Here is a 19,643-nt window from a genome sequence, read left to right on the forward strand (position 1 = left end):
CGACCTCGCCGTCGTGGCCCTGCACAGCGATCTGCTCGCACATCCCAATCAGCGGCCGAGTCGTCCTGGGGGTGCCGGGCGGCCAAGCCTCCGGAACCACACGTTCGGCAGCGTCATGAAAGCCACACCCGGCACCCCTGGGCGAGCCAACCCTACGAATGGCTCGCTCAGCCCGATCAAGAAGGTAGGGCGTCGTGAGCCGCTTCAACGGCAAGGTCGCACTGGTCACCGGCGCCTCGGGCGGAGTCGGCCGTGCGATCGCGTACGGCCTGGCCGCCGAGGGAGCGGCGGTCGGCGTCGTCGGACGCGACACCGGCGCGCTGCGCGAGACGGTGAGCATGGTCGAGCGGGCGGGCGGCCGAGCCTTGCCGATCGAGGCGGACATCGGCGTCGGCTCCGACGTGGAACACGCCGTCGCCGAGCTCGTGACCTCCTACGGCCGGCTCGACCTGCTCGCGCACGCCGCCGGGGTGTTCCGAACGGGTGCGGTCACCGACCTGCCCGAGGAGCAGTGGGACCTGCTGTTCACCACCAACGTCAAGAGCTGCTTCCTGCTGGGCAGGCACGCGATCCCGCACATGCGTGCCGCCGGCGGTGGCGCCATCGTCAACGTGTCGTCGGTGTTCGCCTTCGCCGCCGGTCCAGGCTCGGCCGGGTACGCCGCGTCGAAGGCCGCCGTCGTGGCGCTCACCAAGATGATGGCGCTCGACCACATCGCCGACGGGATCCGCGTCAACTGCGTCGCGCCCGGCTCTATGCGCACACCGTTGCTGGAGAACGCCGTCGCCGGCCACGACGACCCGGAGGAGGCTCTGGCGGGCATCGGCCGCCTGCATCCGCTGGGTCGCCTGATCGACCCCACCGAGACGGCGTCACTGGTCCTCTACTTGCTGAGCGATGACGCCCGCGCCGTCGTCGGCTCCTGCTTCACCATCGACGGCGGCCGTCTCGCCAAGCTGGGCAGCGCCACCTGAGCGCCGGGCCTCGCCGTCACGAGAAGGCTTCGAACTCGCGCAGGACATGGTGACCGCGCATCCCGGGGGGAGCGCGCCGCCACGTCGAACGGCTGCGCCGCGGCGCGGGCGGATCGGGGCTTCCGGGTGTGGCGGGTGTTGAAGCGTCTGCGGATCCCGTGGCCGAGCGACTCCCCCTGGATCCGCTTGTAGCCCCAGCCGGGGTTCTCCCGTGCCATCTGCTCGATCAGCGCCGCGATACTGCCGGCCACTCGACCACCACCGCAGGAAACCCCTAGGTCAACCGCCCTGACCGGTGGCCGCGAGGCACCTGATGGTCCAACCGGGGTCGCTCACCGGCGACTCCCCATGATCAAGAAGCCCCGGTGTCAAGAGTCTCCGTCGGTTGTCGGTGTCGTTTTCTCTGTCGCTGGAACGTCTCCCTCAAAGGCGATCACGATTGCGCGCAGGCTGTTGAGCAGCTGCGAATGTTCGGGGGCCTGCGTGATCGCTTCCATGACGAGTTGTACTGGTTCGAGCGCTTGCCGTGCCTCGAGAACCGCTTGCCGTCCGCGCGCCGTGAGGTGAGCCGGACGCGATCGCCCACTCGCCGCGACGGCAGACCGCTCCACGAGACCACGTCGCTGCAGACCGCGCAGCACGTCGTTCATCGACTGCGCCGTCACGAATACACCCCTCGCGAGCTGCGCGTTCGTCTGCTCTGGTACGCGGTGGAGGAGCTCCAGACACGAGTATTGCGACACCGTCAGCCCGCAGGGGCGCAGGACGCCGTCCATCGCGGCGTGCAGTGCCATCTGCGCCTGTTTCAGCACGTAGCCGAGGTCCTCGTTCAAGGCTCGCCTGTTCACGCCTTGCATGGTATCAGGATCCTGACATACGATCGCTATATCAGGACCCTGATACCAAGCGTGAGGACACCATGCACATCACCGGCCCCACTTTCATCGCGATCCAGGTCGCCGACCTCCAGGTGTCGGCCGCCTTCTACGAGACCCGACTCGGCCTCGCGCGGACTCAAGGTGGGCCCCCGCACGCCGTCGTCTTCGACACCTCACCCATTCCTTTCGCGGTCAGGGAGCCACTCGCGGGCTTCGACCCGGCGGCCGCCCAGCCGTCACCAGGAGCGGGTGTGGTGCTGTGGCTGGAAGTCGACGACGTCCAACAGGCTCATGACCGGCTCGCCGAGTCCGGGGTCCCCATCGTGGCACCACCGACACTCAGCCCCTTCGGACCGATGTTCACCTTCCGCGACCCCGATGGTTACGCCGTCACGCTGCACAGCCGCGCATAGGAAAGGTCGGAACAGGCATGGAAAAGCTCCATTGCCGGGCCGCGCTGGTGACAGGCGCGACCAGCGGTATCGGCCGCGCGACGGCGTTCGAACTCGCCCGCGCCGGCATGCATGTCATCGTGACCGGCCGCGATCGCTCTCGTGGCTCCGCTGTCGTTGACCGGATACGCGATGACGGTGGCCGTGCCGACTTCGTCCCGGCAGAGCTCGACGATGTCGACGGCGTCCGCGCGCTGGCCCAGCGGGCGATCGAACTCACCGACGACCGTGTCGACATCCTGGTCAACAACGCCGGTCTTTGCCCGTTCGGCCCCACCGGGGTCACCAGCGATGCGCAGTTCGACCTTGCCTACGCCGTCAACGTGAGGGCGCCGTACTTCCTGGTGGCCGAGCTCGCCCCCAGGATGGCCACACGTCGCTTCGGGTCGATTGTGAACGTGACTTCGATGGTCGCCGGTTTCGGCGTTCAGTACATGGCGCTTTACGGCTCTTCGAAAGCAGCGCTTGAACTGCTCACCAAGTCATGGGCCGCGGAATACGGGCCGCGGGGCGTGCGGGTGAACGCCGTCAGTCCGGGGCCGACCCGCACCGAGGGCACCGACGCGATGGGCGGTAACCTCGACGCGCTCGCTGCGCCCGCACCGGCCGGTCGGCCGGCCTCGGCGGAGGAGATCGCGGACGCGATCGCCTACCTCGCTGTCGGCCCCTCCACCTTCGTGCAGGGCGCCGTTCTCGATGTGGACGGGGGGCGACGAGCAGTTTGACCACGAGTCCCGGAGCGAGTCGGCGCGGGACGCACCGCAAAGGCAATAAGAGAGATCCGGCAGCGAGACGCTGACCAAGGAGGTAGGAGACCCCTTCGCGCTCAGCGGTTCCGCCACGACGCCAGGCCGACCGCCAGATGTCCGCGCAGTCAGATAAGCGTTCGCCAGTTGCACCCACCGCGCGCTCGCCGGGGACTTGGGGCGCTTGGCCTTAAGCCGGTGTGAAAGCTGACGGAGAGTTACACCATCAGGCGTGCGTCACCGCATGCTTCGCGGCATGAGCGTGCGTTTCGGTGGATACGACACTGGTCAGGTCCGGCACCGATGGTTCTTGGCCCAGCCGTTCCGCTAATGCCGCAGGTAGGCCAAAGCGTGGGATAGGGATGGCCTTTTCATGGCGGGACCGGCGCGAGCGGAGCGCGTCCAGGCCGACGACGGCGGTAAGCCGACCTGGATGAACGGCGACGGCCTGACCAGGGTGGAGGCCGTACCAGGTTGCCCACGCCAGGTTCGTCCCGATTACTGGACGGCGAGGTCTTTCTCGAGGTTCTTCGTCCAGGTTGGGAGTTCGGTGGCGGGGTGGCCGGAGAGGCCTGGCCCTCCGAATGGCGGGTCGGTGGCCGCGAGTTCTTGTCGCCAGAGGGTTCGGGCGTCGTCCAGGTCGGTTCTCTGGACGACGGCGGCCCAGAGCCAGTCGAATCTCAGGAGAGGAGCCCAGATCGCGTCGGGGCCGTCTGGTTTGTAACAGAGGTATGAGCGGAACTGCTGGTCTACCGTGACCTTCGTGTATTCGTCGGCGACCCTGTTATAGGGGCTGTCGTCCATCCAGACCTCTTGGACGTCTGCGGCCTCTTCCAGACGCTTTACTCTGCGAGCTCTGAACGGCTCGGTGTCCGGTTTCTGGCCGAAGGGCAGCCATAGTGGCTGGGAATCTGTGCCGAGCTGGTAAGCCGGAGGCTTCACCTTCGCCCAGATGAAGCTGCCCACTCTTTCCTGCACTGTGGTGCCTGCCATGTTGTACAGGGACAGGGAAAGCCCATCCGGGACGGAAGGGTGCACGTTCACCCCGAATCGCGGCTGGACGAGCCTGACGCCTGACCCGACCACCTTCGGCGCCATGATCGTGAAGGTCACCTGGGTAGAGGTGGAACGGCCGTCGACCCGAGCACGAACCGTTACAGTGTGGTTACCGGCGTGCAGCCAGTCGAAACTGATGGTGGAGTCGGAGTACGGGATGGCAGGTCGACGATGGCCGCACGTTCCACCGTAGTCGCGTAGTTCTGGACTGGATTGCCGGTGACGGTCCAGCTGATCTGGTCGATCTTGGCACCATCTGGGACCGGCCGCGCGCTGAGCGTCAGGCGTTCGCCGACCACCGCGACGTAGGCGGACCTTCGGCGGTCGAACCGCTCGGTGTTGGTGATGTCGCGGTCATCCCTAGTGATCTTCAGTTCGACCGTCTGCGCGCCCGTGCCGATCGGAGTGGCGAGCACGACGCCGGGTCTCAAGGCCCTCGTGGAAAGGAGGTCTGTTTCGCCTCGCGATACCGCCGAGGTACTGAGGATCTTCCGGGTCGGGGTGACCGACTGGTTCCCTTTCATGCGTTGTCCGCTTCCACCGTGGCGCTCAGCTTGAAATAGAGGTAGCAGTCATTGAGCGCCTGCGGAACCGGCTCTCCGAAGTCGATCGGGATCACCACGTCCTTGACCGCGACGCCGCTCTGATCGTTCAGCGGATGCTCCCAGCACACTCCGGCGAGACCGGGGTCGACCGTCGGGGCCAGCCAGTGGCTGCCCCCTTGGGAGCGCAGCCAGGCATCGTCGTCGATCGGCAGGTCGACCAAATGCTGGCCCCGGTAGCTGGTCGGCTCGGGCAGATCCTGGACGGCAGCGGCCTGGACCACGGTTCCCATGTGACGTCCTCCGCAGAACGGCAGATTGCCGTCACTCTCCATTACGACACCGAAGCGACATATCCGGCAAAACACTGACTTTCGCACACACCGATCTTCAATGTCTCCAACGAGCACGTTCCGGGTGCCTCGCCGACCACGCGTAGGACCCGGTGGCCGCGCTCCTCGCCCAGGTCGTCGATGTCGGCGCCGGTGGCTTCGAAGGCCCGCCCTAGCAGTCCGACCAGCGCGAAGTCGTCGGGGTCGGCCGAGACGCGTACGGCGGAAAGCAGTGCCTCGAACTGCAGATGTGACAGTCCGAGCGTGGACGATTCGAGTGGGACAGTAGGGCGTCGGACATGGTCGGCCGTCGAGTGCTCGAGTATCCCGTCGATCACGCAGGCCCGGTAGAAACCGGCCACCACCGACAGCCGCCGGGACACGGTCGAGGGCCGAAACCGGCGGATCCTGCAACCACCCCGCACGTACATCTCCGTATGCGTGCGCCACACCGCCAACAGCTGGCTGAGAACCAAGTGGACCCGGCCTCCGACTTTGCCGGGGCGGGCCGGTCAGTGGCCGGCGTCGGCGGGCTCTTCGAGCTTGGGCGTGTTGGCGCGGCGGTGGGCGTGGTGTTCGGTGTGGGCGAGCAGGAGGGTCGGGATGGCGGCGGCGATCGTGATCGCGAGCACCCATAGGAACGTGGTCCCGAATCCGCCGGCCTGTCCGGTGGGCGTCGGGTGGTGGCGGAGTTGGTCGTCGAGGATGACGGTGAGTACGGCGGTGCCGATCGCGCCGCCTACGCGTTGGAGGACGTTCAGCTGCGGGGTGGCGTCGGGGATCTTGTTCGGCGGTAGGGCGCGGTAGGCGGCGGTCATCGCCGGGATGATCGACAGGCCGAACCCGACGCCTCTGATGACCATGACGAGGCACAGCAGGGTGTAGGGGGTGGTGGCGGTCAGGAACGCGAACGGGATGGTCGAGGCCGCCAAAATGGCGGCGCCCGTGAAGGCGGTGATCCCGGCGCCGTGGCGGTCGGTGAGCGGCGCCGCGAGCAACGCACCGAGTCCGGTCGGTGCGACCAGGAGCCCGGCCAGGATGACGTCCTCGCCGCGGACGGTCTGGAAGTACAGCGGCATGAGGATCATCCCGCCGTAATTCGCGGCACCGAGTGCGAACGTGGCGACCGACGCGGCGGTGAACGCTCGGCCGGCGTACAGCCTGAGGTCCAGCAGCGGCCGCGTCGCCCGTACGGCGTGCACGACAAAGCCGGCCAGGGCGGCCAGTCCGACCGGCAGCGCAACGACGGCGGCCGTGTCCAGCCCGGCCGCGGCGCCGAGTTCCGCCAGGCCGTAGGTGATGCCCACGATCCCGGCGGAGGCCAGGATCAGGCCGGTCACATCCAGCCGTCCCGCATCGCCTCCCTTTCCCAAAGGCAGGAGCCGTAGAGCGAGCACGACACCGACGACGCCGACGGGGACGTTGAGCCAGAAGATCGCGCGCCAGTCGATGCCCTGGATGAGCAGACCGCCGATGGTGGGTCCGAGCGTCGGGGCGAGCACGATCGGCACCGCGATCAGGCTCATCACCCGCCCCATCTGCGCCTTGGAGGACTGCGCGGTCCAGATCATCGTGCCGACCGGCATGATCGCCCCGCCGCCGACGCCTTGCAGCGCGCGGGAGGCGATCAGCATGCCTACGCTCTGCGAGCACGCACACAACGCCGACCCGACGGTGAACACCACCAGCGCGGCGACATACAGCCGGGCGGCGCCGAACCTACGGGCCGCCCAGCCGGTCACGGGGATGACCGCCGCGAGCGCGAGCAGGTAGGCGGTCACCACCCACTGCACCGTCCCCAGTCCGGCGTGCAGGTCGACCGAGAGGGTGTGCACGGCGACGTTGACGACCGTCGAGTCCAGAAAGGACAGCGACGCGCCGATCATCACCACCCCCACCGATCGGCGTAGACCAGGCGAGAACGGCTCAGCGGAGGCGGTCATGCCCGCACCGCCCTCAACTCGCGTTCCCAGCTACCACTTAGGTCGGTCCGTACCGCTTCACCAGGCCCTCGGCCTCGAATCATCACGTCGTTCATCAGTCACGCGCTCCTCAAGTTAGCCATGCCTAAGTTAGGCTGGCGGCTGTGCGCGTAGAGGCCAACCGATACCCCGAATCGGCCAACGTGGTGGGGCGGACCGCGAGCGGTTCGCCGGAGGAGTCCCGGCCAACGGGCACTACGGACTCGGCACGCGCGGAAGCGTCTTCGACGACGGCGGGGCCGGCGGCGTCGCCCATCCTGTGCATCGACCGCGACACCGCCCAGGACCACGAACTGCTGCATCTGCACTCGCACCCGGAACCGATGCTCACGTGGAGTTCGACCGCGACGCTGATGGGGACCGTCGCCCGTCGTGACTGGCTGATCCCGCCCGGCTACGGGCTCTGGGTGCCCGGCGACATCGAGCACGCCGGCGCCGTGCTGCACGCGGGCGAAATGTTGACCATCACCTTCGCCGCCGACCGCTGCCCCATCACCTGGACCGGACCCACCTGCTTCGCGGTCGGGTCGCTGCTGGGCGAGATCATCACCCACCTGCACCGCGTCGCTCCCGACGACCACAGCCGTCCGGCCGCCGAGGCGCTCATGTTCGAGCTGCTCACCCCGCTGCCCGCGCATCACATCCACGTCACGATGCCCGCCGACCCGCGAGCCCGTACGATCGCCGAACAGCTCATCGCCCACCCGGCCGACCAGCGCGAACTCACGGCCTGGGCCGATCACGTCCATGCCGGTGTCCGCACCCTGTCGCGGCTGTTCCGCGCCGAGACCGGGCTCACCTTCGCCACCTGGCGCACCCAAGTCCGCATCCGCGCCGCCATCCCGATGCTGGCCGGCGGCACATCGGTCAACGCCACCGCCCGAGCAGTCGGCTATCGCAAACCCAGCGCGTTCATCGCCGCGTTCCGCCGGGTCACCGGCCAGACCCCCGGCACCTACCTGCCCCAACTCCGGTAGCCGGTATGCGCCGCTACCGAGGACCGCAGGGCGAATGGGGCCCGTCGATGATCAAGGCGTCGGACCGGGCTGCGAACCCCCGTAGCCCGCGCGGTTCGGTGGCGGACCTCGGCGTACTCAGCGGCCCTGGCGCATCTCGGCGTTGAGCTGTTGTGCTTCTTGGAGCTGGTCTTCGAGGATGATGATGCGGCAGGCGGCGTCCAGGCTGATGCCCTCATCGAGGAGTTCGCGGGCGCGGGCGGCCAGGCGGAGCTGGTAGCGGGAGTAGCGGCGGTGACCACCGGCCGAGCGTTGCGGCGTGATCAGCTTCGCCTCGTCCAGGCTGCGCAGGAATCCCGGCGTCGTGCCGAGCATCTCCGCGGCACGGCCCATGGTGTAGGCGGGGTAGTCATCGTCATCGAATTTGTCGGGCACCTTGTCGGACGCGGGCTGCCGGGCTGGATCCATCGCACCTTCCACATCATGAGGGCCCCGGTGCCGTAGCACCGGGGCCCAGGGTTTAGGAATCAACACCATCTACCGGCAATGACGCCGGCTTGTCGTATCCGCACCAATGGCCCGAAAGGGCAGATAGTGCGGGGATCGCGTATGCGTGACCGAAGACCACCTCTCGTTCGGATGGGACTGCGGTACCCGCCCGGCGAAACACAGCCTGTAGCGGGCGATCCGACGGCGTAAGATCCTCCCCTTCTCCTCTGATCTTCTTCTTACCTTTCCTTGCCGGCCGTGACCTTCTGGGACCTGCGAACCTCATCCCAGCGCGTCCGACGGCCTGATCACCACCGCCCGGAGCCACGTCCCTTGATCAGCCCCGGCGCACCTGGCGTCATGCTCTTCATCTCACGGGCAGTTCGTCATCTCCCGTGTCTCTGCGATGTCCTCTTCGCTTGCAACACCAGGAACACTACCCCGTCCTGCATCGGTTTTCTACCCCAGCCACAGTAGATTTTCTGCTTCATGAGGTTCAAGACACGCAACCCCAGGCCGGGGCCGGGGAGCCGGGCGGTCCCGCCGGCCCGCGACACGATGGGCACGGAGCCGCCGTTCGCCTTGCCGATCTCGACTACGTGAGCGCCTTACGCACGCGAATCTCCGCGCCATTCGCTTTCCGGGACATACCAGGCATCCATCCTCGCCAGCGTTTGCTCGCCCCATCTATCGGTGGTAGCCTGATCTGGTTGCAGTTGTGGTTCCCATAGAATTTATGTGCGCCTACTGGTACCAACCACAGGCGCATTTTATTTTACCGGACTCATCCGGGGGGGTCATTACAGCGACGTGAGGCCCGCAGAGCGCAGGCCCCGTCAACGCCCCGGAAGGAAAAGACATGGCCACCGGCACCGTAGGGCCCATGCAAAAGTTTTGAGCCCTGGCCTGCTGGTCTTAGAATTTTCGTCTCTAGATAACAATGGCTGTCGTCCAGGTACGGCCGCGCGGCGAAGATCCGCCACGCGGGCCCCTGCCCCGGGCGCACGCTGGTGCAGCCCCATCTGAGCCCGGCCCTCAGACGCCCTTCCGCGACGGGCATCGGCCGTCTTGACGCCGTTCCTCTTCGGCCTCGGCGCTGCTTCGCGGCTCACTTTGGTTCGTTCTTGCGATTGCTTCAAAGCCACGCGCTGCGGGGCCTTCCTCGAAACGAGCCGTCTCAGGAAGGCTTACGCATGACCCATCCCACCCGTACGTCCCACAATCGCTCCTCCCACTCCCGTACCAGGGCTTCGCGTCAACCGGCCGCCCGGCGGCAGAACGACTTCGCGCTCCCCGAGAGCTCAACGCCTCCCCTCCCCCCGGCCACCTCGTTCGCCGACCTGGAAATGCCGGCGGCCCTGTTGTCCACATTGACCCGGCAGGGCGTGACGGAACCGTTCCCCATCCAGGCCTCGACCCTTCCGGACGCGCTCAACGGCCGCGATGTCCTCGGCCGCGGCCGTACGGGGTCCGGGAAGACCCTCGCGTTCGGGCTGGCGATGCTCGCTCGAAGCACCGGCCGGCGCGCCGAGCCGCGTAGGCCGCTGGCCCTGGTGCTCGTCCCCACCCGGGAACTGGCCCAGCAGGTCACCGACGCGCTCGCCCCCTACGCCAAGTCCGTCGGCCTTCGATCGGCCACCGTCGTCGGCGGCGTATCGATCTCGCGGCAGGCCACCGCCCTCAAACAGGGCGCGGAGATCCTGGTCGCGACCCCGGGGCGGCTCGCGGACCTGATCAACCGAGGTGCCTGCCGGTTGGACCACGTACGCATCACCGTCTTGGACGAGGCGGACCAAATGGCCGACATGGGTTTTCTGCCGCAGGTCACCGCGCTGCTGGACCAGGTGGCCCCGGACGGCCAGCGGATGCTGTTCTCCGCGACCCTGGACCGCAACGTCGACCGTCTGGTCCGCCGTTTCCTCACCGATCCGGTGACCCACTCGGTCGACCCCTCGGCCGGGGCGGTCACCACCATGGAACACCACCTGCTGCAGGTCACGGAGGCGGACAAGCACGACACGACCGCGCACATCGCCGCCCGCGACGGCCGCGTCATCATGTTCGTCGACATGAAGCACGCCGCCGATCGGCTGGCCCGCAAGCTCCTCACCGGAGGTGTACGCGCCGCCGCACTCCACGGAGGCAAGTCCCAGCCGCAGCGCAACCGCACGCTGGAGCAGTTCCGCGCCGGGGACGTCACCGTGCTGGTCGCCACCAACGTCGCCGCGCGCGGCATCCACATCGACGGACTGGACCTGGTCGTCAACGTTGATCCGCCCAACGACCACAAGGACTACCTGCACCGGGGCGGCCGTACCGCCCGCGCCGGCGAGTCCGGCACCGTGGTCACCCTGGTACTCCCCAGCCAGCGCCGCGAAATGGACCGGATGATGGCCACCGCCGGCATCACGCCGCAGTCCACGCGGGTACGGTCCGGCGATGCCGAACTCGGCCGCATCACCGGCGCCCGCACGCCCTCCGGCATCCCCGTCGTCTTGCCCGCTCCGGCCGCCGCAGGCCCCCGGAACAGCCGCCCCGCGCCGGGCCGTCGCCGCGCGAAGAACCGCCGCTCCCCGCGCGTCGCGGTGACCCACTCCGCCGGCTCCTGAAGTCGTTCACGGGGCAGGCAGCCGAAGAACTTCGCGCCGGCCCCGTGCCTCGTCTCGCCCCGGTCAATCCCAAGGCGGGCGTCGGCGGGATCCCTGTACCCGCCGCGGCCGCGGCCTCGTCGGCCGTGGGTGAGGGCATCGTCGTGGCCCGCTGTACGGCCGCCCGGCTGTGACGCGCGAGCGGGGCGTCCGCCGCGGCAAGAAGCTCCGCGCGACCGTACGTGACGACGGTCACGTACGGGCCACCGACCTGCTGCAACGGGACTTCACGGCGGCTCGCCCCGACCAGCGGTGGGTCGCCGACTTCACCCACGTCGCCACCTGGTCCGGGGTGGTCTACGTCGTGGGCGTGTTCTCTGGGCGATCGTCGGCTGGTCCGCCACCACCGAACGGTCCGAACCTGTGCCGGACGCCCCCGATCCTGGCCGTCATGCGTAGCCACGCGATCAGCGAGGTGGCCGGTCGGCGGAGAATACGGCGTGCCTGACCGGTAGGCCCAGGTTCTCGGCGACCGCGGCGACATAGGCCGTGGCAGTGGCGCGGTCTACGCACTCCAGATCGAAGGAGTCGGTGGTGGTGACGACGAGCTCGGTCGTGCCGTCTGAAAAGGACAATGCGACGGCAGCCAGGTAGTCGCCTTGAGCGGTCCATGTTCGCATCGTTCGGACGGGCAGTGGAAAGGGCGAGATCGTGGAGTCCTCCAGCGTGCCGAATTCGAGCCATTCCTCGGCGCCGCGGTCGTCCATGGACAGGTCGGGCTCGGCGGGCCAGCGGAGGGCCGAGCGCGGCGATGGGCCACTGATGGTGAAACCTTCCTGGGCGTAGAAAAGGAGGAAACAGCCCTCGGGGGTCTCCAGCACCAGTGTGCCCCGCAGCGGTATGGCACCGTCCGCGGAAACGGCGACCAGACGCCACAGGGCGGTGATGGTGATGCCCGCCAGATTCGTTCTGGGGAGGATGGGCTGATGTTGCTCCATGGTTCTCCTCCTGCTCTGCGTCGCCGCGACTGATGCTTTTGCTCGTCGGTGGCCAGTGGTCGTGATCGCTTCCGACCGTGATCTCCCCTGATGGCGTTCGTGATCATCTTCGTGCTGGTGCTGCTGCTCGCCCTCTGTGCTCACGTGGACTCTGCATGGGGACGCGATGCTGATGGTCAAGAAGGAACGGTTCCTCGTCTACGAGGGCTACGCCTGCGGCCGTGTGACACTGCGAGCACCAGCAGTGCGGCCGCCAGGGCGATCGCGAGCACGAGCGCCGTGATCAGCATCGCGCCGGTCGATGACGCCAGGTGGTCGAGCATCGTCAGGTGCACCACGAAGTGCGGAACCGCCCACGTCAGGTACATGGCGAGTGCGACGACCGTCAGCATCTGTCGCGGGTAAACGGTTGCGGCGCCGAGCACCACCGCGCTGGCGAGAGTCATGGCGCCGTAGTCGCGCATCAGATGCTCGTTGTAGGCCATGCCCATGCCGACGACTTCGAGCGAGAAGAAGCTCACCGGGAAGAACAACGCCCAGGTGCCGACGACGGCTTGGCTCGCGGCGAGAAATCCGACTCCGGCACGCGGCCACCGGCTCATCGGCCGCTCCGCTCGCGCGCGATCCCGGCGACGAACTCGTCGAACGTGATCCGTCCGACCGCGCGCTCCCGAGTGAGGTGGTTGCCCGCACGGTAGTCCCGTATCGCCCTGCCCGGCAGGGGAACCGACCACACCGCGCGGCGGCGGCCGATCGCCCGGAGGTAGGTGCGGGCCAGTTCGGCCGCGTCACGCACCTGCGGTCCGCCGAGCTCGGGCACCCGTCCCGCGGCCGGTGCCGCGGCGATGCCGACGAGCCGATCGGTGACCTCGGTGACGTCGATCGGCTGGAAGCTCACTTTCGACGGCATCATGGTCACCGGCAGCCTGCGCTGGGCATCGCATATCGCGGTGATCAGGTCGTGGAACTGCGTCGTGCGCAGGATCGTCCACGGCAGCCCGGACTCCTCGATCAGCCGCTCGCAGGCCAGCTTCGCGCGATAGTAGCCGAGTGCGACGTCCTCGATTCCGACGATCGACACGTACACCAGGTGTGGTCTCCCCGGCGCCGCCGCTTCGAGCAGGTTGCGCGTCGCGGCCACGTCACCGCGCCCGTTGGTCGTGGCCAGATGGATGATCGCCTGTGCGCCGGTGACCGCCTCGGCGAGTCCGCTTCCGGTGCGCAGATCACCGACCGCCCACTCCCAGGCGGCCGGCTCGCGCCTCCTGCGCGTCAGCACGCGCACCCCGTGGCCGGCGTCGGCCAGCCGCGGTACGAGAGTGCGGCCGAGCCGCCCGGTACCGCCGGTGACCAGAACCGTTGTCGTCATTCACTGCTCCGTTCCGTCATGGCTCGAGACGTCGTCTTCCGCTACTAGGAACCGGATACCTCCGGTGAACGTGACAACCGCGCCGCCTGGTCCCCGAGAAAGCGGAGCTTGTCCGGGTTGGCCACTATCCGGACGGCGGTGACCCGCTCGCCCACGATCTCCAGGACGAGTACGCCGACCAGCGCCGTACCGAGCCGGCCGAGTACTGCGGGTGCGCCGTTGACCTCCTGGATGGACGCCGTCACACTCTCGACGCTTCGGCTCACCGTCGCGGCCAGATACCGCGCGACCCGCACCGCGCCCTTCAAGGGCCGCCGCGCCACGCCTGGCAGACCGCCACCGTCGGCGACCGAGCTGACGTCCTCGGCGAGCATCCGCTCGAGGCCGGCGAGATCACCGTTCTGGGCGGCGACGAGAAACCGCTCCACCAGTGCGCGGTGGTCGGGCCGATCGGCCACGGACCGCGGCAGCCCGGCGTCGGCCAACCGCTTCTTCGCACGGCGATGCAGCTGCCGGCAGTTCGACTCTGACAGCTCGACCAACTCGGCCACCTCACGGTGGCTGTAGCCGAACGCCTCGCGCAGCACGAACACCGCCCGTTCGCTCGGGGTGAGCCGCTCGGCGAGCACGAGGAACGCATACGACACCGTGTCACGTTGCTCGACCGTCTCCAACGGCCCCAACGCGCCGTCCGGCGTCAGCACCGGCTCGGGCAACCACGTCCCGACATATCGCTCTCGGCGACTGCGTGCGGAGTCGAGCCGGTTCAGGCAGAGGTTCGTCACGACCTTGGCCAACCACGCCGACGGCACCTCGACGGAGCCGGGTTCGGTGTGGTGCCACCGCAGGAACGCTTCTTGAACGATGTCCTCGGCCTCGGCGGCCGAACCGAGCATCCGATACGCCAGGCCGAGCAGTCGCGCCCGGTGCCGCTCGAATATCTCGACCGCCTCTGCCGACATACGGCAAGCATGACAGGGTACGGCGGCCGATCACGCGTCGGCTTGATCCACCAACGCGACGGTGCGCGCCGAACGCGGGCTCGCCGGAGATCACCAGTGGTTCTTCGCAGCAGACGCGTGTGAGCCGCTCGCCGTCGAGGGCGAAGTCGCAGTAACCTTGAGGTGAAGGACGGCGGAGGGACTCGCCGCCGACCGCGGACACGCCGCCAACGGTCCCTACCTCATCCAGGTAGGAGGCCGTCATGTACCCCATCGCTCCTCATGCCACGTCCGCCGACGCGCTTACATTCGACTACGCCGCGGCCTCCGATACCGGGCAGATCCGCACGATCAATGAGGATTCCGGGTACGCCAGCCCGCGGCTGCTGGCCGTCGCCGACGGAATGGGCGGACGCGCGGCCGGTGAGATCGCCAGCTCCACCGTGATCTCGAGTCTCGCCTCGGCCGACACCGACGTACCGGTGTCTGCGCTCACCCGGGTACTCGGTGAAGGCGTCAGCCGGGCGAACGAGGCGATCGCCCGGCGTGTCGCAGCCGATCCCGCACTGACCGGGATGGGTACCACGCTGACCGCGATGCTGCGGTCCGGCTCCCATCTGGCGCTCGCTCACATCGGCGACTGCCGTGCCTACCTGCTTCATGACTGCTGCCTTGAGCAACTCACCGAGGACCACACCTTCGAACGCCTGCTCTCCACCGAGTTCGGCCACCCTGCCAGACATGGCAAGCGCTTGATCCGTGTCCTGGACGGGGAGATCGACCAGATCCCCGACTTGAGCCTGCATCTCGCTCTGCCGGGCAACCGTTACCTGCTGTGCTCCGACGGATTGACCGGACCTGTGGCGCCCGAGATGTTGCTCGCGGTGCTGGCGACCTCACCCGACCCTCGCCACGCCGTCGCCCGGCTCATGGAGCAGGCCAACCGGTACGGCGGCCCCGGCAACATCACCGTCATCGTCGCCGACGCGATCGAGGACGACGGCGTCCCGCCGGTATCGCCCCTGCCGACGCTCGTCGGTAGCGCGGGCCGGTGAAGAGCTGCGAAGAGCCGTGTTCCGGCAGAAGCGGGCGCAGCAGTGCCGTGTTCACCGGCTCGTCGACTTCTCAGGTGGGCGAGATCACGCGCCGGCCGCAAGAGGCGATGGGGCACAATGGACGGGTTACAGAGGTGATGGGGCTCACCTGCGAACTGCGGCACGACCGCTGACGGTCCCTGACGCGAGGTCAGGGAGGTGCCGTGCCATCGATGCGTGCCATCGACGCCCGTACCGGGGCGGTCGCGCTGTTGCTCGGGGTAGGGGTCGTCGGCCTTCGTGCCTGGCGGGGCCTTCATCGGTTGCCGTCCACGGCCGCACACCCGCCGTCGGTCTCGGTTCTGGTGGTCGTCGCGGCGCTTGAGGTCGGCGCGGCCATCGCGGTCATCGCGGGTATCGCCATGATCTGGCGGCGTCCGCAGCGCAGGCCGGTCGGGTGGCGGATCGTGGTCGAGCCGCCACACGGTCGCCTCGCTCGGCTGGTGGGGCTGGTGCTCGCGCTGGCCGTACTCGCGATTCCCCTCGGACTCCTGGCCGCGGCGCCGTACGGCGCATCGTTCCACGACCATCTGGGGTGGTCGCATGGCCCGGCGTCGTCCCGCGCGCCGTCTCCGCCGGGCCGGGGCGCATCGACGAGTCCCGCACTGCTGCCGGTGGTGGCCGCGTCTCTGGCGATGGTCGCCGCGGTCGTTCTCCTGATCCTCTCGCGGCGGCCCGCCGCGGCAGGGGCCGTCGTGTCGCCTCGGCGACGGCATCCGCTGGTCCCGGCCGTTGTCGCGGCAGAGCAGGCGCTGGACAGGGCAGACGTTCCACGGGCGGCGGTGATCGCCTGTTATACGGCGATGGAGCGCGTGCTCGCCCGATCCGGTGCCGCGCCCGCCGACGCCGACACCCCGGCCGACGTCCTGGACCGGGCGGCCTCCGCCGGATTGGTACGCTCCGAGGCCGCCGCGACGTTGACCCACCTGTTCCGGGAGGCCCGCTACAGCCCCCACCCGATCGGCGAGGAGCATCGACGCGCGGCCCGGGCCGCTCTGTCGCGGCTGCGGCGCGATCTGGACGCCGCGTCATGAGGGCTCTGCTCGCCCTTGGGGCGGTCTGCTGCCTGGCCACCGCGTGGATGCTCGCGAATCGAGAGGGACTGATCGTCGCCTGTGCGGGGCTGACCGCGTTGAGCCTGCTCATCCTGCGGGCCGTCGTGCCGGGAGGTCCGCCCGCTGTGTCACCGCCACGTCGCCGACCGGCCCGGGACCTCGCCCGTGCCTTCCCGGGCTACCGTCGAATCCACAGCGCGCTCGGGTGGGCCGACGTCTCGGCGCGGCACTACGACCTGTCCACGCGTCCGCTGCTTCAGCGTCTGCTGACAGCCAGGCTCGCCGACCGATACGGCCTGGATCCGGCACGATCTCCCGAGCGCGCCCGGGAACTGCTCGGCGAGGAACTCTGGCCGCTGCTCGACCCGAGCCGGCCCGCGTCTTCTGACAGTGACGCGCCCGGCGTCGACATGGTCACCTTGGCCCGCATCGCCGACCGGCTGGAGACGCTGTGACCGCGCCCACGGACGTGATGGACCCGGCTGAGACGGCCCGGCACTGTGAGGAGATCCTTGACCAGATCGATCGCGCCGTCGTCGCCCAACGCGATGCGGCCGGTCTCGTCCTGCTGGCCATCCTGGCATCCGGCCACGTGCTCATCGAGGATCTCCCCGGGCTCGGCAAAACCCTGATGGCCAAGTCGTTCGCCACCGTCCTCGGGCTGGACTTCACCCGTGTCCAGTTCACGCCGGACATGCTGCCCGCCGACCTGACCGGCGCGCCGGTCTACGACCCGCGGACCGGAGGCGTCGTCTTCCGGCCCGGCCCGGTCTTCACCCAGTTCCTGCTCGCCGACGAGATCAACCGGACACCGCCGAAGACTCAGGCGGCGCTGCTGGAGGCGATGGCCGAGCAGCAGATCAGCATCGACGGGGTGACCCGGCCGCTCCCACACCCGTTCATCGTGCTCGCCACGGACAACCCGATCGAGTACGAAGGCACCTACCCGCTCCCCGAAGCCCAGCTCGACCGGTTCACGATACGGGTCCGGCTCGGCCACCTGCCGCCCCGCGATGAGGCCGCCATGGTCGAACGTCGGCTCCGCGACGGCGCGGTTCCTCCCATACTGTCCCAGATCGTCGACGCCGAACAGGTGGTGGCGATGCGCGCCGGCATCGAGCGAGTCCACGTGGACCCGGACGTGATCCGCTACGTCGTCGACCTCGTCGCCGCGACCCGGGCCCATCCGCACGTGACGGTCGGCGCCAGCGCACGCGGCACCCTGGCCACCGTTCAGCTCGCCCGCGGCCACGCCATGCTCGACCACCGCGACTACGTCCTCCCCGAAGACGTCAAGGCGATCGCCGTCCCCGCGCTGGCCCACCGGCTCGTGCTGCGTCCCGAGATGTGGGTACGGCAGGTCACCGGTAAGGACGTCATCACCGAGATCCTCGACCGCGCTCCCGTACCGAGAACCTCCCCATGAGCATGCGCGGGAGCCCGCCCCGGAGAGCGGAGACGAACGGCCATCGCGATCGGCACGCCCTCGCCTGGCGGCCCTCACCGCACGCACGTCGCCTCGCCACCATGGCGTTGCTCGCGCTGCTGGCCGCGATCGCCTTCCGGAACGCCACAGCGCTGCTGCTCGCCGCGCCGCTGCTGTGTGCGCTGGCCGCCGGGCACACCCTCATGCGCCCGGGCGAGATCCAGGTGCACATCACGGTCACGGCACGCCGCTGCTTCGAGGACGAGGACGTCGACCTGACCGTCGTCGCCGTCTCCCCCGGCGACCTCGATGTGATCACACTCGGGCTACGACCGTCCGACGTCATCACGATCGGCTCACCGGCACCACGGCAAGGACGAGACTCCCCCGGCCGGGCTGAGACGCGGTGGAGGTTGCGGCCCACGCGATGGGGACGGCATCCCATCGGGCGGGTACGGATCGAGTGCCGGCATGGCCACCGGATGTGGCAGGCCCGGCTGGACCTGCCCGCCGGCGAACTCGTCGTCTTTCCCCGCGGTCCCCGAGTCCGGCCGGCGCTCCTGCCGCCCGACCTGCCCCGCTGGATCGGCGAACACGTCAGCCGCGCCGAGGGAGCGGGCGTCGAGTTCGCCGGCATCCGCCCGTACCTGGCCGGCGACCGGCTACGGGACATCAACTGGAAGGCCAGCGGCCACCGGGGGCGCCTTCACGTCACGACCCGTGCCGCCGAACGACAGGCCGACATCGTCGTGGTCATCGACGCCCGGACCGAGATCGGGCCGCCGGGAGCCGGCACCCTGGACGCGTCCGTACGCGGGGCGACCGCGGTCGCCTCCGCCTACCTGCGCCGCGGCGACCGTGTCGGCGTCGTCGGCCTGGGCGGTCAGGTCCGCTGGCTCGCCCCGGGCAGCGCAGAGCGTCAGTTCTACCGCATCGCCGAGTGCGTCCTGGACCTGCGCCGCCTGCACAGCCAGTTGCCTCCCGACCCCGACCGTGTGCCTCGTGTCGCGCTTCCGCCCCAAGCGCTCGTCATCGTGTTCTCCCCGCTCCTGGACGAGGGCGTCATCGATGCGATCCTCGGCCTGCGGCGACGAGGCAACCCGGTGCTGGTCATCGACGTCCTCGACCGGGAGCCACCGGCCCGGCCCCGCTCAAGGCTCGACATGCTCGCGCTACGGCTGTGGCGAATCGACCGAACCGTCCTGCGACGCGACCTCGCCGAGGTCGGCATCACCACCATCCGCGAACCCCTCGACGCGGCGTTCAGCCCCCGCCGGCGTCTTGCGGTCCCCCGGAGGCGTCGATGAAGGCCCTCACCGTGGTGATCGGCCTGGCGATGCTGGGTGCCGCCGCGGTCCTCGCCTCCGGATGGGCCCGCCCAGCGGTCATGGTGGGCGTGCCGGCGGTGTTGCTGACCCTGCCCGAACGCACCCGATCCCCAGCCGCGGTCACGGCGGCGGCGATGGCGACGCTCGCGACCGCGACAGGCGGGGGCGGCGTCTCGGCGGTCTTGGGCGAAGGGCTGTTGATCTTCAGCTATCTGCTGTCCGTGGAGACGGTCGGCGAGTCGCGGCCGTTCCGGTTCGTCCTGCCCGCGCTCGCCACCGGTTCGGCCGGCAGTGGAACCGTCGCGCTCGCGCTACTCCTGCCGACCGTGCCGAGCACAGGCCTGGTCCTCATGGGCCTGACCGCGATCGCGGTCGCCTACGCACTCGCCGTACCGCCCCGCCGGTAACGGCCCCGCCACAAAGGGTATGGCGCCTCA

General features: G+C 69.0%; 23 protein-coding genes. 12 read left to right on the forward strand and 11 right to left on the reverse strand.

What is annotated here, in order from left to right; all coding sequences use genetic code 11:
• Positions 1-194: 194 nt before the first annotated feature.
• A complete protein-coding gene (locus ACFFNX_RS04815) occupies positions 195-974 on the forward strand; it encodes an SDR family NAD(P)-dependent oxidoreductase (RefSeq protein ID WP_378195742.1) in 780 nt (259 codons plus the stop codon).
• A gap of 368 nt (positions 975-1,342) precedes the next feature.
• On the opposite strand, the gene ACFFNX_RS04820 is transcribed toward ACFFNX_RS04815, so the two are convergent.
• On the reverse strand, positions 1,343-1,831 hold the full coding sequence (locus ACFFNX_RS04820; RefSeq protein ID WP_378195745.1) for a MarR family winged helix-turn-helix transcriptional regulator: 489 nt from the start codon (positions 1,829-1,831) through the stop codon (positions 1,343-1,345).
• A gap of 62 nt (positions 1,832-1,893) precedes the next feature.
• On the opposite strand from ACFFNX_RS04820, the gene ACFFNX_RS04825 reads away from it, so the two are divergent.
• Both ACFFNX_RS04825 and ACFFNX_RS04830 read left to right on the forward strand, forming a co-directional pair.
• The gene (locus tag ACFFNX_RS04825; RefSeq protein ID WP_378195748.1) at positions 1,894-2,265 is read left to right on the forward strand and encodes a VOC family protein; all 372 of its coding nucleotides are present in this window, start codon (positions 1,894-1,896) and stop codon (positions 2,263-2,265) included.
• A 17-nt stretch (positions 2,266-2,282) separates the two neighbouring features.
• The gene (locus ACFFNX_RS04830) at positions 2,283-3,029 is read left to right on the forward strand and encodes an SDR family NAD(P)-dependent oxidoreductase (protein WP_378195751.1); all 747 of its coding nucleotides are present in this window, start codon (positions 2,283-2,285) and stop codon (positions 3,027-3,029) included.
• Positions 3,030-3,548: 519 nt separating this feature from the next.
• Here ACFFNX_RS04830 and ACFFNX_RS04835 read toward each other — a convergent pair.
• The 5 genes from ACFFNX_RS04835 to ACFFNX_RS04855 all read right to left on the reverse strand — a co-directional run bounded on the left by ACFFNX_RS04835 (position 3,549) and on the right by ACFFNX_RS04855 (position 6,923).
• Positions 3,549-4,163 (reverse strand): hypothetical protein, encoded by a 615-nt coding sequence (locus ACFFNX_RS04835; protein ID WP_378195754.1) that lies wholly within the window; start codon positions 4,161-4,163, stop codon positions 3,549-3,551.
• Between the two features lie 41 nt (positions 4,164-4,204).
• Entirely contained in the window at positions 4,205-4,522 is a 318-nt protein-coding gene (locus ACFFNX_RS04840) for a hypothetical protein (RefSeq protein WP_378195757.1), read from the reverse strand.
• A gap of 104 nt (positions 4,523-4,626) precedes the next feature.
• The gene (locus ACFFNX_RS04845; RefSeq protein WP_378195760.1) at positions 4,627-4,941 is read right to left on the reverse strand and encodes a hypothetical protein; all 315 of its coding nucleotides are present in this window, start codon (positions 4,939-4,941) and stop codon (positions 4,627-4,629) included.
• A 41-nt stretch (positions 4,942-4,982) separates the two neighbouring features.
• Complete coding sequence (locus ACFFNX_RS04850) at positions 4,983-5,363, reverse strand: site-specific integrase (protein WP_378195763.1); 381 nt, start codon at positions 5,361-5,363, stop codon at positions 4,983-4,985.
• A gap of 129 nt (positions 5,364-5,492) precedes the next feature.
• Entirely contained in the window at positions 5,493-6,923 is a 1,431-nt protein-coding gene (locus tag ACFFNX_RS04855) for an MDR family MFS transporter (protein WP_378195766.1), read from the reverse strand.
• Positions 6,924-7,066: 143 nt separating this feature from the next.
• On the opposite strand from ACFFNX_RS04855, the gene ACFFNX_RS04860 reads away from it, so the two are divergent.
• Complete coding sequence (locus tag ACFFNX_RS04860) at positions 7,067-7,939, forward strand: helix-turn-helix domain-containing protein (protein WP_378195769.1); 873 nt, start codon at positions 7,067-7,069, stop codon at positions 7,937-7,939.
• 117 nt (positions 7,940-8,056) lie between these two features.
• On the opposite strand, the gene ACFFNX_RS04865 is transcribed toward ACFFNX_RS04860, so the two are convergent.
• Complete coding sequence (locus ACFFNX_RS04865) at positions 8,057-8,386, reverse strand: MerR family transcriptional regulator (RefSeq protein WP_378195772.1); 330 nt, start codon at positions 8,384-8,386, stop codon at positions 8,057-8,059.
• Between the two features lie 1,214 nt (positions 8,387-9,600).
• Here ACFFNX_RS04865 and ACFFNX_RS04870 point away from each other — a divergent pair.
• A complete protein-coding gene (locus ACFFNX_RS04870) occupies positions 9,601-11,016 on the forward strand; it encodes a DEAD/DEAH box helicase (RefSeq protein ID WP_378195775.1) in 1,416 nt (471 codons plus the stop codon).
• A gap of 169 nt (positions 11,017-11,185) precedes the next feature.
• Positions 11,186-11,503, forward strand: a complete 318-nt coding sequence (locus ACFFNX_RS04875) for a hypothetical protein (RefSeq protein WP_378195778.1) — start codon at positions 11,186-11,188, stop codon at positions 11,501-11,503.
• Here the strand turns inward: ACFFNX_RS04875 and ACFFNX_RS04880 are convergent.
• The 4 genes from ACFFNX_RS04880 to ACFFNX_RS04895 form a co-directional block, all read right to left on the reverse strand.
• Complete coding sequence (locus ACFFNX_RS04880) at positions 11,463-11,993, reverse strand: hypothetical protein (RefSeq protein WP_378195781.1); 531 nt, start codon at positions 11,991-11,993, stop codon at positions 11,463-11,465. The genes ACFFNX_RS04875 and ACFFNX_RS04880 overlap by 41 nt on opposite strands.
• Before the next feature lie 176 nt (positions 11,994-12,169).
• Positions 12,170-12,595 (reverse strand): hypothetical protein, encoded by a 426-nt coding sequence (locus tag ACFFNX_RS04885; protein ID WP_378195784.1) that lies wholly within the window; start codon positions 12,593-12,595, stop codon positions 12,170-12,172.
• The gene (locus ACFFNX_RS04890) at positions 12,592-13,362 is read right to left on the reverse strand and encodes an SDR family oxidoreductase (RefSeq protein WP_378195787.1); all 771 of its coding nucleotides are present in this window, start codon (positions 13,360-13,362) and stop codon (positions 12,592-12,594) included. The genes ACFFNX_RS04885 and ACFFNX_RS04890 overlap by 4 nt, the downstream gene beginning before the upstream one ends.
• A gap of 44 nt (positions 13,363-13,406) precedes the next feature.
• Entirely contained in the window at positions 13,407-14,324 is a 918-nt protein-coding gene (locus ACFFNX_RS04895; RefSeq protein WP_378195790.1) for an RNA polymerase sigma-70 factor, read from the reverse strand.
• Between the two features lie 242 nt (positions 14,325-14,566).
• Here ACFFNX_RS04895 and ACFFNX_RS04900 point away from each other — a divergent pair, with 242 nt between their 5' ends.
• The 6 genes from ACFFNX_RS04900 (at position 14,567) to ACFFNX_RS04925 (ending at position 19,613) form a co-directional block, all read left to right on the forward strand.
• The gene (locus ACFFNX_RS04900) at positions 14,567-15,358 is read left to right on the forward strand and encodes a PP2C family protein-serine/threonine phosphatase (protein ID WP_378195794.1); all 792 of its coding nucleotides are present in this window, start codon (positions 14,567-14,569) and stop codon (positions 15,356-15,358) included.
• A 212-nt stretch (positions 15,359-15,570) separates the two neighbouring features.
• Positions 15,571-16,431, forward strand: a complete 861-nt coding sequence (locus tag ACFFNX_RS04905; RefSeq protein WP_378195855.1) for a DUF4129 domain-containing protein — start codon at positions 15,571-15,573, stop codon at positions 16,429-16,431.
• Positions 16,428-16,907, forward strand: a complete 480-nt coding sequence (locus ACFFNX_RS04910; RefSeq protein ID WP_378195797.1) for a hypothetical protein — start codon at positions 16,428-16,430, stop codon at positions 16,905-16,907. Before ACFFNX_RS04905 ends, ACFFNX_RS04910 begins: the two co-directional genes overlap by 4 nt.
• Complete coding sequence (locus ACFFNX_RS04915) at positions 16,904-17,878, forward strand: AAA family ATPase (protein WP_378195800.1); 975 nt, start codon at positions 16,904-16,906, stop codon at positions 17,876-17,878. The genes ACFFNX_RS04910 and ACFFNX_RS04915 overlap by 4 nt, the downstream gene beginning before the upstream one ends.
• A complete protein-coding gene (locus tag ACFFNX_RS04920; protein WP_378195803.1) occupies positions 17,875-19,185 on the forward strand; it encodes a DUF58 domain-containing protein in 1,311 nt (436 codons plus the stop codon). Before ACFFNX_RS04915 ends, ACFFNX_RS04920 begins: the two co-directional genes overlap by 4 nt.
• On the forward strand, positions 19,182-19,613 hold the full coding sequence (locus ACFFNX_RS04925; protein ID WP_378195806.1) for a hypothetical protein: 432 nt from the start codon (positions 19,182-19,184) through the stop codon (positions 19,611-19,613). Before ACFFNX_RS04920 ends, ACFFNX_RS04925 begins: the two co-directional genes overlap by 4 nt.
• The last annotated feature ends 30 nt before the right edge of the window (positions 19,614-19,643 follow it).

This window comes from Actinoallomurus acaciae (genome assembly GCF_042429965.1).
Taxonomy (GTDB): domain Bacteria; phylum Actinomycetota; class Actinomycetes; order Streptosporangiales; family Streptosporangiaceae; genus Actinoallomurus; species Actinoallomurus acaciae.

Excerpts from the sequence above, each read along its gene's own strand:
- ACFFNX_RS04895 (WP_378195790.1), bottom strand. The coding sequence starts at position 14,324 with ATGTCGGCAGAGGCGGTCGAGATATTCGAGCGGCACCGGGCGCGACTG.
- ACFFNX_RS04890 (WP_378195787.1), bottom strand. The coding sequence starts at position 13,362 with ATGACGACAACGGTTCTGGTCACCGGCGGTACCGGGCGGCTCGGCCGC.
- ACFFNX_RS04905 (WP_378195855.1), top strand. The coding sequence starts at position 15,571 with ATGCGTGCCATCGACGCCCGTACCGGGGCGGTCGCGCTGTTGCTCGGG.
- ACFFNX_RS04820 (WP_378195745.1), bottom strand. The coding sequence starts at position 1,831 with ATGCAAGGCGTGAACAGGCGAGCCTTGAACGAGGACCTCGGCTACGTG.
- ACFFNX_RS04830 (WP_378195751.1), top strand. The coding sequence starts at position 2,283 with ATGGAAAAGCTCCATTGCCGGGCCGCGCTGGTGACAGGCGCGACCAGC.
- ACFFNX_RS04900 (WP_378195794.1), top strand. The coding sequence starts at position 14,567 with ATGTACCCCATCGCTCCTCATGCCACGTCCGCCGACGCGCTTACATTC.
- ACFFNX_RS04845 (WP_378195760.1), bottom strand. The coding sequence starts at position 4,941 with ATGGGAACCGTGGTCCAGGCCGCTGCCGTCCAGGATCTGCCCGAGCCG.
- ACFFNX_RS04910 (WP_378195797.1), top strand. The coding sequence starts at position 16,428 with ATGAGGGCTCTGCTCGCCCTTGGGGCGGTCTGCTGCCTGGCCACCGCG.
- ACFFNX_RS04855 (WP_378195766.1), bottom strand. The coding sequence starts at position 6,923 with ATGACCGCCTCCGCTGAGCCGTTCTCGCCTGGTCTACGCCGATCGGTG.
- ACFFNX_RS04880 (WP_378195781.1), bottom strand. The coding sequence starts at position 11,993 with ATGGAGCAACATCAGCCCATCCTCCCCAGAACGAATCTGGCGGGCATC.
- ACFFNX_RS04925 (WP_378195806.1), top strand. The coding sequence starts at position 19,182 with ATGAAGGCCCTCACCGTGGTGATCGGCCTGGCGATGCTGGGTGCCGCC.
- ACFFNX_RS04870 (WP_378195775.1), top strand. The coding sequence starts at position 9,601 with ATGACCCATCCCACCCGTACGTCCCACAATCGCTCCTCCCACTCCCGT.
- ACFFNX_RS04825 (WP_378195748.1), top strand. The coding sequence starts at position 1,894 with ATGCACATCACCGGCCCCACTTTCATCGCGATCCAGGTCGCCGACCTC.
- ACFFNX_RS04885 (WP_378195784.1), bottom strand. The coding sequence starts at position 12,595 with ATGAGCCGGTGGCCGCGTGCCGGAGTCGGATTTCTCGCCGCGAGCCAA.
- ACFFNX_RS04865 (WP_378195772.1), bottom strand. The coding sequence starts at position 8,386 with ATGGATCCAGCCCGGCAGCCCGCGTCCGACAAGGTGCCCGACAAATTC.
- ACFFNX_RS04920 (WP_378195803.1), top strand. The coding sequence starts at position 17,875 with ATGAGCATGCGCGGGAGCCCGCCCCGGAGAGCGGAGACGAACGGCCAT.